This window comes from Corynebacterium sp. 2571A (assembly GCF_055700935.1).
Genome location: NZ_JASTTE010000006.1, coordinates 100273 through 111574, shown reverse-complemented (window position 1 = coordinate 111574; position 11302 = coordinate 100273). Strand labels below are relative to the sequence as shown.

Here is an 11302-nt window from a genome sequence, read left to right as displayed (position 1 = left end):
TGGGCCCATTTGTAATATCCAGACCGAGACACTTTTAATAGCCGTGCCATGCGCTTGATGCTGTAGTTCGCCTTCTCTTGCTGCGTTAATTTGAACTTTTCTGCTCGCGTTGCTTTGCGGCGAAGAAGGCTGTCGCTTTTGACAAAAACTCGTTATCCATCTTGGCTTCTGCCAGCTCACGGCGCAGACGAGCATTCTCAGCACGAAGATCAGCCTCACTCATCCCATCTGATGCTCCTCGGCGTTCGCGCTCATTTTTTACCCACCGGCCTAAAAGCCCGGCGGAAACACCAATTTCCTTAGCTACATGAGCGATCGGGCGCTCTGGCTCGATTACCAGGTTCGCGGCTTCACGCCGGTACTCCGGCGTGTATTTCTTGCGCTGTTGACTCACAATGAACATCCTCTCCTACGGACACAAGATCCGTACAAATAGGGTGTCCACTAAACGAGGGTAACCTCAACCCCTGCAAGCTAGCCGCACGGTATGCGGATAGACAGGCCGCATATACCTCGCTTTACCTGCTATCCAATGACGGCCCATGGGATTGGTACCCCTCGGCAATAGAAGAAACAAAGCGCGCCTTATGCAGGCGATTTACCGAAGTACGCGAGTTTACTTCCGTAGGAAAATCCCGCGTCCTGGAGAAAGAGGAGGTGCTAGAAAGAATGCTAGATAGCAAGCTAGCTAGCTAGCGCGGTAGTAATAAAAAGTAGCAATCTAGCTCGCCTATGTGTACACATGAAATCATGTCTACACGTAAACGTCCGCCCTCGCCCGCTGCCCAAGCTGCCCGCGCCCGCCTGGAGGCTTTCGCCCCGGAGGCTGCTGCAGCCCTGGGCGACCACTACACCGTCGAAGAGGTACAAACGGCCACCCTCCACGCCCTGGAGCTGCCGCCGCCACGCCCCCGCGCTTGTATCGATGAACGTACGCGTGCCTGCTGACCTCAAGGCTCGAGCGACTGATGCGGCCCGCTCGCGCGGCGTCACCCTGCAGGCCCTTGTGGCTGAAGCACTAGAAGCTTTTATCGAACAAGGGCGCTAATCGCCGCTCGAATTTTCGACGCTGCTCAAGCCCTGCAACCCCCGGCCTTCCTGAGGGAGGGAGGGAGCGCCGTGCCTGTACAGCACAGAATTCTACCTACGGGAGGCGAGAATATGTACACTTTAATTGCAGAATCAGGGGCTGCTGGTATGTTTAATTTTTCCCACCGAAATCTCTTCGAATTATGGTGGGCCTTGTAGATAGATAAAAGCACCGCTTTTCTGGTGTGGTAAGAGTCCCTAGGTGTCGTGGTGAGTACCTAGGGACTCTTTTCTATTTTCTGGGTCTCCCTCAACCAGGGGGGAGGAGAGCCTTGGGCTATGACAAGATCAGGAATAAGCTCGAAACTTGGAATTTATATACGATCATTGATGTTTTAAAAATGACTCGAGCTTAATAGCGAGGACATATCAGAAGAACTTTTTCGTGTTTCTTTATGAGTGCCTGGGGTATGGGGGTCAACGGGCAGATGAGCTGCAGGAGGAGCATACTTAAGGCCGTTTTCTGCTTTAACTTTTTCTTGAGGGGAAAGTCTCACGTTAGAGTGGATGGTTTCATGTACCCAGTGAGCCCTTGGAGGGAGGTTTGTATGCCACATGGGCCTATCTTGCCCATCGATGCATTCTGGGTTAAATCCGCCGGCAGTGTGTACTGCGTAGAAAGTGTTGTTTTTGTAGACAGGTGCTCCTGAATCTCCACCACAGGCTCGTGAAGGCGTTGACGATTTCCCTTTGAACAGATCTGTATACGTAACGTTTCCAAAGTTCAAGGATTCTACCTTTTCGGAAATGACTGTTGACGCTGAAGAAGCATAGTCCTGGGGTTGACCATAACCGGTAAGTACGGCTTGATCCCCGATCTTCAGCGGCTCTGTGGCCAGGGTAAATGAATCGGCATTGATTCCGTCACCGACTTTAATAAGCGCAACATCTTCGGTAGAAGACTTGGTATAGATGGCAGCGATACCTGCTACTTCACCATCTGATTGGCGGAGAAAACCATCCATAAAAGGTGAATTAGACACACAGTGATGCGCGGTCAACCAGAAATTGTCCCCTATATAGCTTGCCGTGCAATCACGCCGAACACGTTGTTGCTGTGAGTCATCCAAGCTAGGAGTTACTGACCACAATGCCGCAATACGATTATCATTCACCTGCACAGTACTGCTTGCCTGCAATGAAGCGAAGTCATTATCTGCAGCGACAGCCACGGCAGAACAAGCTCCTAGCGCAGTAAATGCGCAGGCTAGAGAAGAAAGACCGAGTTTAACTATTTTCATCGGTACCCCACGAGATTAGAAAGGAGAACTTTTTCACTTAACCAGCGTAGCCTGCCACCAGGCTATAAGCTGACCTAGTAGAACAACTCCTTGTTTCACTCTCATCTACGGATCCGCCATGAAAGCTCTCTCACGCAAACTCCTTGCTTTCGTCTCAGCAAGCTTATTAATCAGTGCCACTCCCGGCACTGCAGTCGCGCAATCATCACTGCTGGGATCATCGATTCGCGATGAACAACAATCAAAAATTCAAGCATCTGAAACGCCGTCTGTCGACAACGATTTTTACTCCTCTGATCACCGTGATACGACTTCGCCGCAAGTAGTCGATGGTCCGTTTGCTCAGTGGGGCATCCCAACCCCCCCCAGGGGCAGAAGGGTATGAAGTCAACCAAGCCACAAATGAAGAGCTCAACCCGCAAGGGCTGAAAGAATGGCATCCGACTACTAATCCCAACAGTGAAGTTATTCCTGGTCAAATGCGCTCCGACAGAGAAGAAATTCCTGCCGGTATCGACAAGCACGAAGCCGACAAGGCAGAAATACGAGAAGCGCAACTTGCCAGCCCTGATACCCCAACGCTGAATGCTCGGCCAGGGTGTAAAGTGTACTGGCCTTCCTCCTTTGAAGTATGCGGTTTAATTAAAGAAAAATACGATAAGGTAGGCGGCCCGACCAGCTTCCTTCTTCTGCCAAAGTCTAATGAGCTCACCAATCCAGACGGAATAGGAAAGCGTTCTGAGTTTGTCAATGGATATATCTACTGGCACCCCAAGACAGGAGCACATACAGTTAGTCTCCCAGTAGCAAAAGTCTGGGCACGCCATGGCTGGGAAAAGGGCTTCCTTGGGTACCCCACTACCAGCGATATGGCTTTAAGAAACCAGTGGTTTAAACAAGACTTCCAAGGCGGACATGTCTACACCCACAATACATTGCCGGCAACTCAGGCCAGCATCCAAGGCCGAATTTATGACAAATGGCAATCCATGGGAGCCCAAAACAGTGAACTCGGCTACCCGATCAGCGATGAGCTAACCACCCCGGACGGTGTCGGACGCTACAACGTCTTCGAACACGGAATGATCTACTGGACTCCACAACATGGGGCACATCCGGTTATGGATCCGGTGCTTCTTGATTGGTCTGCAGCAGGATATGAGAAAAGCTCTTACGGATTCCCCACAGGAGATCCGAAAGAAGAAGAGGATGTTGTTTCTCAGAATTTTGAGGGTGGAACACTAAAGTCTATTAGTCGAGAGGGCCTACCAGGGGGTTCTCTAATGGGCGTTACTCCTTATTTGGAATTTCCTAGTCCTGCTCTAGCAGCAGAGTTTTTTGACCGTGTCGAAGCTGGATTGGAAGAGCTCCCCTTGGAAGATACGATAAGCCTTCAAGCAGCGGGAAAGCGCTATGGCCCTTGTGAGCTGTCATTGGATAATCCACACCCTCGGAAAAGCTCAAATTTTGAAGCCGTGGGGTTCAAGCCACATACGAAGTGCAAAGAAAAGGTACTGAGCGTGACCCACGTTAATACATTGCGCTATAAGTACTATGCATGGTGGAAAAAAGCACCTGATTTAAGGGGCGGCACAGATAATAAACCGTATTATAAATTCGATAAAAAGAAGAATCTTCCACATAAGTACAGCTCGCTTAAAGTGGAACAAGATTGCATTGGAGACGTCGAAACCTCATTTATCGGGGTAACTGAAGGAACAATTGTTACCTCAACGGGAAATTATTATGCGAGGGCTTATAGTAATCCGGCTCGTGTTGAATGTAAGATTCCTGGCAACCTTTAAAAGATCGGCCTCGGTTAATGCATATATCTAATATTTACCTTGCCTACGTCAAACGCTTCTTTCTATCCGATCCTGATGGAGCAATCCAGGTTTTTGCAGGTGCCAGTTTTGATGAGCAAGAGATTCTCGAGTGGATTGATAAAGGCAAAAAAGTAGACCATGACATTTGGTACGAGAAAATTCCGATAGAGAACCCTCCCCATTCTCTCAGTTCCCCGAGTGAGGTATTAGTTTATTTCGATGGATGTGATTTTGACGAAGGATGGGAACATGATTTCCAGTGGACAGATCCAGTAGGTCGTAGAGCCCTTATCCCCGAAAAGTTTAATGGAGTTGTACGCCCCCAACCTGAGACAGAAGGAGTGCTACGGGAAGACGGATATGTAGGTAATGATTACTATCTGTGGAGAGTTCCTTGCCCGTGGAAAAGCCGCTACCTTTTGGCTCCGTTCCAGGAAAAGAGTAATGAGTACATTGACTACGGACGTCCGTTTACGGTTTGAGCGTAATTAAATCGTAAAATCACGATGCAAGAAAAGTGACCCCACTAGCACGAGCTCGTTCCTGGGGCCGGCTCATGCAACCTCTTCAACGGCGCGGTCGTTGTCGATGGCGTTGGATGTCATCGTGGTTTTCGTCTGCTCTAGGCTTGTCAGCGACATGTAGCGTTTCTGCTGAATCCAATTATCGTGCTGTTGAGTCAACACCGCCCCGACTAGGCGCACGACGGCGTCTCGGTTCGGGAAGATACCTTCAACATCCGTGCGCCGACGGATCTTGCGGTTCAACCGCTCGGTCGGGTTATTCGGCCACACCTTTGTCCACACCGCCTTCGGTGTCTTCGTGAATGCCAGTAACTTGTTGAGTGACTCCTCTAGGTAGTCCGCGACATGCGGGAATTTCTGCTCACAAAACGTCACCACCTCCTTCACCTGGGCCTATACAGCCCGGGCGTCGGGTTGTCGGAAGATTGTCTGAAACATTGCCGACAGTGTCGGCCACTGGGTTTTCGACACTAGGCCGGAGAGATTCTTCGCGAAATGCGCTCGGCAGCGTTGCCAAGAGGCATTCGGGCACCGCGCCGATGGCGTGCTGGATGCCTACATGCGCGTCGCTGGTGACCAAGTACACCTGAGTGAGTCCGCGAGCTTTCAGGTCGCGGAAGAATTCGGTCCACGAGGCCACCGACTCGGCTGTGGCGACCTGCATGCCCAACAGTTCGCGGTAGCCTTCGGCGTTGACGCCGGTGGCCAGCAGCACCGAAGGCTTCATGACGCGTCCACCTTCACGGACCTTCATGGTCAAGGCATCACATGAACCCTACAGGTACGGGCCGGAATCCAACAGGCGGGCAACGGAAGTCCTCCACCATGGAATCGAGCTCTTTGGCCATCTCGGATACCTGCGACTTCGACAGATTTGTTATGCCGAGTGTGGCTACCAAGTCGTTCATTCTGTAGGTGGAGACCCCTTTAAGGTAGCAGGTGGCGATCACGGTAGTCAGGGCTTGTTCGGCCCGGGCGCGGCGCTCCAGCAACCAGTCTGGGAAAAACGATCCTGTGCGCAGTTTCGGCACGGCGACATCGATGGTGCCAACCCGGGTGTCAAGGTCACGGTGGCGGTAGCCGTTGCGAGTGTTGGTGCGCGCATCGCTGACGGTGGCGTAATCAGCACCGCACACCTGGTCGGCTTGACTCTGGTTGATGAAGCCTCGAAGCATCTCGCGAATTAAGTCCGGAGACGCTTGGGACAGGAGTTCGTCGAGGTAAGTGGTGGGGTCGATAGAATGGGGGCCAGCGGCCACCGTGGGTTGCCCTTTCGAGGAGATGTAGGAGTTGATTCGAAAGGTACCTGCACGAAGGCGACGAGCGCTTAATGCACGCGCCTTGGACTGGCGATAACCACGTGAGGTGATAAACCCACCAGCCCGGATATTTTTCAACGTCTTACACATGAACTCGACAGAGAAACGATTCCGATATTCATCGATGAACGGATCATTTCGTAACGTTTTGGGTCGAGTTCCGACGCGAAAAAGCCGAGGCAGCCTTCAGCAGCTCATTAGTATCGCGTAGCTGTCGATTTTCACGGCGCAACCTTGCGTTTTCAGCGGCCAAATCTTCAGGCACGGACTCTGGTATGTTCCCGGCACGGTGGGCCTGCTGAGTCCATTGACCAGCCGTGTGCCATGAAACCGCCAACTGTGGGGCTACTGCCTAGCATGCGGCTTGCATCGACATATTTTCCGCCACGATGCGATCTTCCACGAGACGGACCACTCGGTCCTTCGCATCCTGATCAAATATTCTCGGCAAATTCCAGATTGTCCCACCTACTCAAACGGAACAAAACCTGGGACACTTCAGTATGAATACCGGTTGCCGATGTTACACTCCTTGCAAAAGCAGGGGCCGTTGCCCCCAGTGGATTATTAACTCTCCACAGATTAAATAACATGTATAAAGCAATGCCTATTTCATGGTCTGCTGATTTGGCCGGCAAAGACATTTCTGGAAGAGATATGTCTAATTATGACCTAACTGATATCAACCTTGAAGGAAGCGTGTGCCGGGGATGCTCATTCCGAGGCTCCATGTTGGCATGGGCTAATTTGAAATCAGCAGATTTCACCGACGCAGATTTTACGGATGCAACCCTTAGTGAATCAGATTTTCGTGGAGCGACGTTAACCCATGCTGACTTAACAGACGCATATCTAGTTCCCATTACTGCTGATGAGGAACAATTCTCCGACTGCATAGGGGTTGAGGAATCTGCGATTGAGTTTCACAGTTCTTGATCCGGATTGCGCTCCTAAAACTCTGTTTCAAACTCCGCCGACGCACATGATCGTCGCCGGCTATACGCATAAAGGCAGGACACCACTCGGTGCCCTGCCTTTACTCATGCGGTCTTTAGACCGCGCTGTGGTTGATTCTTGCCTAGCTGCAGGTGACGATAGGCTGCGGGTCGTAGACCGTGGTGGTGGTTTCCCGGGAGATCTCCTGGCCGCTCAGGTTGCGGATGACGCGCGTGTCCGAGGTGGTAAAGCCCGGCGCGCCCGACGACGGCGAGCAGTCCTCGGCATCGACCTGCTTGGGCTGCGGCTGGGTCTGGGCCCAGCGGCCGTTGTTGATGGATTCGACCTCGACGGTCTTGGTGCCCTTGAGCTGCACGGTGATTTCGCTGTTGCTGTAGCTCGTCGAAATCATCACCGGGTGCTCGGAGTTGTTGGTGAACTGCAGGTCGATAGCTCCCTCGTACACGGTGGCCTCGCGGCCGGCCGGGTAGCGCGAGATGTAGTAGGAGTGCGGGGTGTGGGCGGTATCTTCCATACCCGCGAAGTAGGCGGCGTTGTACAAGGTGGTGGCGAACTGGGAGATACCGCCGCCGACGGCCTCGCCCGCGCGGCCGTCGATGATGATGCCGGACTCGACATAGCCCTGCGCGGTGCCGCGCGGGCCGGTGTAGCCGTTGAGTGAGAAGGTCTCGCCCGGGGCCAGGAAGGCACCGTTGACCTGGTCGGCCACGCGCTTGATGTTCTGCCCCGACGCGCCGGAGAAGCCGCCGGTGGTGAACTCCCCGACGACGTCGTCGAAGCTGGCGTTTTCGGCCTGCTCGGTGGTGAACGTGGCGGGCTCGTCGCGGTACTCGGCGTCCCACTCGCGGTCCTTCTTGTCCCCCACGCGCTCGTCAAAGCCGTCCATGGTCTTGTCCCAGTCGATGACCACGCCGTCGCGGTGCGGGGTGACCTGCTTGGAACCGCCGGAAAAAGAGATGGAGGCGTTCTGCTTGACCTGGACTGAAGGCTTGAGGGCTTCGCCTATCATCTCCTGGGCGCGCTCGTTGTTGATCTTCAGCTCCAGCTTGCCGTCATGGGGCTCAATCGTGACGAACTGCTCGACCTCGGCCGGGGTGATGCGGGACTCGACGTCGTCGCGGCCGCGGGTGACGAGATCGCCGGCCACGGCATCGGCGGCGTCGCCGTCGGCCATCTTTTCCACCTCGTCTTGGGTGATGGCGGGCTCGGTTTCCTCCGCGTCGACCTCGACGCCCTCGGGGTCAACCCAGCCTTCGGAGACCTCCGTGGCCAGCTCCTCGCGGTCGACGGACTGGCCGGTCACTGCGTCGGTGACGTTGACCTTGCCGCCGGCGAGATTGATCGCACCGTCCTTGGGCTGGATGGTCAGGTCTTGGTTGAGGCGATCGACGGTGGGCTGGAAGGCGGCCTCGTCGACCTCGGTGTCGACGTCGTATTCGCGCTGGGGTGCGAAGAAGCTGTAGACGCGGGCGAACGGGTTCAGGGAAGCATTCTCGATGCCGTCCACGGCCTTCTTAAAGTCCATCCGCAGGCCGGCCTCGTGGGGGATGAACTCCGTGGTCTTTTCCCCAGCGGTGACCGTCACGGGCTGGTTTTCCACGTCCCCGAGCTCGTCCTCCAGTTTCGCCACGGCGTCGCGGCGTTCCATGTTGGAAATATCTACTCCACCGACGGAGACGGCCCGGGGCGTTTTGCCTTGGTTCGCCACGACATCCATGGCGTAGGCAACGCCCGCGATGACGAAAAGGCCGACCAGGATGCCCAGGGCAATGGCCCAACCCTTCACTCCGCGTTTTCCGTTCGCTTTACTCACACGCACTACAGTAATGGTTTACCGGCCCTAATTCCTAGTCAGGAGGCCTAAAGTATTATCAAGACAACCGCGTCGGGCGGACAAGAGGGCACCGGGGGTGACACATGCAGCGACCCCGGAGGCTACTCCGCGCGTGGAGCCGTTCCGGGATCCGCGCCCGGGACGGGCTCGGGTTCCGTATGAGATTCGGCCACGCGCAGGGCGGATTCGGCCACCCGCTCGGGCGGGAGCTGGCCGCCATCCACGGCCGCTTCCAGGTGGTTTAGGACGCTCTGGAAATCCACGGCGGTCGACCAAAGCGCCTGGTCCGCGCCGGCGGCCAGGGAGGCGGTGACGGCTTCCTCCGGGGACATCCGATCCGTAATCGCCTTCATACCGGTGAGATCATCGGTATAGGTCAGCCCACGGAAACCGGCGTGCTCGCGCAGCAGCCCGTAGGCGTGGTTGTTGAGACTGGCCGGGGTGACCCCGTCGCCCAAACCCGGAACGACCAGATGGCCCACCATGACCCCGGCGCCCGGCGATTGGGGCAGCGCGACATCGAAGGGCACCAGGTCGTAGCCCACCAGCTGGTCCAGCGGCGGGGTAATCGCCATTCCCTGGTGCGTGTCCCCGCTGGCGCGGCCGTGCCCCGGGTAGTGTTTGAACACCGGCCGCACCCCGGCGTCGTGCAGGCCCCGGGCAAAAGCGGCGCCGAGCTCACCCGCGGCGGCCGGATCCGGGGAGAAGGAACGGTCGCCCACCACGTTGAGGCCGCCGCCATCGACGTCGATGACCGGGGCGAAGTCCACGGTGATGCCGTGGGCGGACAGGGTCTGGCCCACCGCGAAGCCCTGACGCTCGGCCTCCGCGGTGCCGCCGGCGGCCATGTCCCGCGGGGTCGGGAAATCCCCCAGGATTTCCGAAAAACGTTGGACCCGTCCTCCCTCAAAATCGATGGAGACATCAAAGTCGCGACCGACCGCCGCGCGCAGAGCGTGGATATCCCGCCCCGGGGTCTGCAACAGCTCCGGGTCCGCCCAGCTGGTGATGAAGATACCGCCGGCCCCGGCCTTGAGCTTCGCCAGCGCGTCGTCGTAAGTGACCACGCCCGGCATCAGCAGCGAGGCGAGCTGCTCGCGCCGGGTGGCGGGCAGCTGCACCGCCGGTGCCGGTTCCGGCTCGCTCGTAGAAGAGCTCGTCTGCGGGGCCGAAGAACTCGTTTTAGTTTCGCTGCTGGCCACACCAGCCGAGGGCGCTGCCTGCTCCGCCTCGTCCGACGAGCACGCGCTGAGCGCCCCACCACCGGCCACGACGGCTACCACGGCAACCAGCGCGACCCGCATAAGCGGGGCACTGATGTGGGTGGCAGCGGGCCGGCGACGACGCCACCGCGCGGGCCGGGGAAACGGAATCATGGCTTATAGTCTGCCATCTCACCAACAAGAAGGAACACCGCTAGGCCACTATCCCCCATCCGAAATCTCCCGGCGGGTCCCGTTCCTCTGCTGGATCTGCCCCGCTGAGCTTTCGATACGGTGGTTTTTTGTTGCGCTGGTCGCGGTGTTCATCCTGCGGAATATGGAGATCCTCTCCGAGCCCGTGGCAGTCCTCAGCGCGCTCATTCTTTGGAATTTGCCTCATCGGGAGCACAACAGCTGTCGGGGTCGTGGTTTACCGGGATAGCTCTCGCCGCGGGTTCGAGGAATAAAATTCGGTCTCTTTTCGCCATCGCCGGGGCGCGTTGTCGGGCCGGGACGCTTTCTGCTGCTGTTCCTCAGCGATCGAGAGTCAGCCACATCACGCCCGAATGCCTACTAAGATGGCGGGCATGAGTAACGGCCAAACCATGTTAATTGCGTTCGACGGCTCGGAGCGCGCCGCCCGCGCCATGCAGCAAGCCGCTCAGCTGCTGCGCCCCAGCACGGTGGAGATCCTCACCGCCTGGGAGCCGGCCGCCCGCCAGGCCGCCCGTGCGGTTAGCCGCACCGGCCTGCACCAGTCGACGGTCTCCCCGGAGGCCACGGAGGAAGACCCGGCCTACGAGGAGGCGCTGGCCATCTGCCGCCGCGGCGTCGAGGTGGCCGAGGGGCTCGGCCTGGCGGGACGCGCCCACCTGGTCGAATCCGCCACGACTATCGCCTCCGCCATCGTGGATGCCGCGCAGGAGCTGGACGTCGACGTCATCGTCACCGGCACCCGCGCGCTGACCGGCTTCCGCTCTTGGTGGACTAACTCCACCGCGGACCAGATCGTGCGCAACGCCGGCATCCCGGTCTTCATCGTCCCACCGGAAAACGACGAGGACGAAGAAGATGACCCGGAATACTTCGAGTAGCTGCTAGGATTTGGTCCCATGGCAGTTGAATCCGACTCTTTGACAAAGCGCACGCTGGGCCCGGCCGTCGGCAGCGCCGTGGTCGGCCTAGTGCTGGGCGTGGTCACCATCGTGGGGATCGCCCAGTTCAGCGACGCTGATACGGTGCCTTCCGGCCACGCGGTGCCGGCCGATGACGCCGTGCTGGGCGGGCCTGAGTACGGCTCCCGCCAGTAG

10 protein-coding genes and 1 pseudogene are annotated in these 11302 nt (G+C 56.9%); 6 read left to right on the top strand and 5 right to left on the bottom strand.

Annotated elements, in window-relative coordinates:
* Positions 1–85 precede the first annotated feature (85 nt).
* Complete coding sequence (locus QQS53_RS11785; protein ID WP_472775995.1) at positions 86–403, bottom strand: transposase; 318 nt, start codon at positions 401–403, stop codon at positions 86–88.
* 347 nt (positions 404–750) lie between these two features.
* Between QQS53_RS11785 and QQS53_RS11780 the strand changes: the two genes are divergently transcribed.
* Positions 751–948: a hypothetical protein gene (locus tag QQS53_RS11780; RefSeq protein ID WP_472775994.1), complete on the top strand. Its 198-nt coding sequence runs from the start codon at positions 751–753 to the stop codon at positions 946–948.
* A 476-nt stretch (positions 949–1424) separates the two neighbouring features.
* Here QQS53_RS11780 and QQS53_RS11775 read toward each other — a convergent pair whose 3' ends face one another.
* The gene (locus QQS53_RS11775; RefSeq protein ID WP_472775993.1) at positions 1425–2261 is read right to left on the bottom strand and encodes a trypsin-like serine protease; all 837 of its coding nucleotides are present in this window, start codon (positions 2259–2261) and stop codon (positions 1425–1427) included.
* 398 nt (positions 2262–2659) lie between these two features.
* On the opposite strand from QQS53_RS11775, the gene QQS53_RS11770 reads away from it, so the two are divergent.
* Together QQS53_RS11770 and QQS53_RS11765 are read left to right on the top strand one after the other, a co-directional pair.
* Positions 2660–4135 (top strand): LGFP repeat-containing protein, encoded by a 1476-nt coding sequence (locus QQS53_RS11770; RefSeq protein ID WP_472775992.1) that lies wholly within the window; start codon positions 2660–2662, stop codon positions 4133–4135.
* Between the two features lie 17 nt (positions 4136–4152).
* Positions 4153–4638: a hypothetical protein gene (locus tag QQS53_RS11765; RefSeq protein ID WP_269953978.1), complete on the top strand. Its 486-nt coding sequence runs from the start codon at positions 4153–4155 to the stop codon at positions 4636–4638.
* A 72-nt stretch (positions 4639–4710) separates the two neighbouring features.
* Here the strand turns inward: QQS53_RS11765 and QQS53_RS11760 are convergent.
* Positions 4711–5939, bottom strand: a pseudogene (locus QQS53_RS11760) (IS256 family transposase).
* Between the two features lie 651 nt (positions 5940–6590).
* Here QQS53_RS11760 and QQS53_RS11755 point away from each other — a divergent pair.
* Positions 6591–6935: a pentapeptide repeat-containing protein gene (locus QQS53_RS11755; RefSeq protein WP_472775991.1), complete on the top strand. Its 345-nt coding sequence runs from the start codon at positions 6591–6593 to the stop codon at positions 6933–6935.
* 142 nt (positions 6936–7077) lie between these two features.
* Here the strand turns inward: QQS53_RS11755 and QQS53_RS11750 are convergent, their stop codons facing one another.
* Complete coding sequence (locus QQS53_RS11750) at positions 7078–8769, bottom strand: VanW family protein (RefSeq protein ID WP_472775990.1); 1692 nt, start codon at positions 8767–8769, stop codon at positions 7078–7080.
* A gap of 122 nt (positions 8770–8891) precedes the next feature.
* Positions 8892–10094 carry a glycoside hydrolase family 3 N-terminal domain-containing protein gene (locus tag QQS53_RS11745; RefSeq protein ID WP_472775998.1) on the bottom strand — a complete coding sequence of 401 codons (1203 nt, stop codon included), beginning with the start codon at positions 10092–10094 and terminating at the stop codon, positions 8892–8894.
* A gap of 485 nt (positions 10095–10579) precedes the next feature.
* Between QQS53_RS11745 and QQS53_RS11740 the strand changes: the two genes are divergently transcribed.
* Entirely contained in the window at positions 10580–11086 is a 507-nt protein-coding gene (locus QQS53_RS11740; RefSeq protein WP_368521303.1) for a universal stress protein, read from the top strand.
* Positions 11087–11104: 18 nt separating this feature from the next.
* Positions 11105–11302 carry a DUF2613 domain-containing protein gene (locus tag QQS53_RS11735; RefSeq protein WP_070768425.1) on the top strand — a complete coding sequence of 66 codons (198 nt, stop codon included), beginning with the start codon at positions 11105–11107 and terminating at the stop codon, positions 11300–11302.

Excerpts from the sequence above, each read along its gene's own strand:
- QQS53_RS11765 (WP_269953978.1), top strand. The coding sequence starts at position 4,153 with ATGCATATATCTAATATTTACCTTGCCTACGTCAAACGCTTCTTTCTA.
- QQS53_RS11770 (WP_472775992.1), top strand. The coding sequence starts at position 2,660 with ATGGTCCGTTTGCTCAGTGGGGCATCCCAACCCCCCCCAGGGGCAGAA.
- QQS53_RS11780 (WP_472775994.1), top strand. The coding sequence starts at position 751 with ATGTCTACACGTAAACGTCCGCCCTCGCCCGCTGCCCAAGCTGCCCGC.
- QQS53_RS11755 (WP_472775991.1), top strand. The coding sequence starts at position 6,591 with ATGTATAAAGCAATGCCTATTTCATGGTCTGCTGATTTGGCCGGCAAA.
- QQS53_RS11785 (WP_472775995.1), bottom strand. The coding sequence starts at position 403 with ATGTTCATTGTGAGTCAACAGCGCAAGAAATACACGCCGGAGTACCGG.
- QQS53_RS11740 (WP_368521303.1), top strand. The coding sequence starts at position 10,580 with ATGAGTAACGGCCAAACCATGTTAATTGCGTTCGACGGCTCGGAGCGC.
- QQS53_RS11745 (WP_472775998.1), bottom strand. The coding sequence starts at position 10,094 with ATGCGGGTCGCGCTGGTTGCCGTGGTAGCCGTCGTGGCCGGTGGTGGG.
- QQS53_RS11735 (WP_070768425.1), top strand. The coding sequence starts at position 11,105 with ATGGCAGTTGAATCCGACTCTTTGACAAAGCGCACGCTGGGCCCGGCC.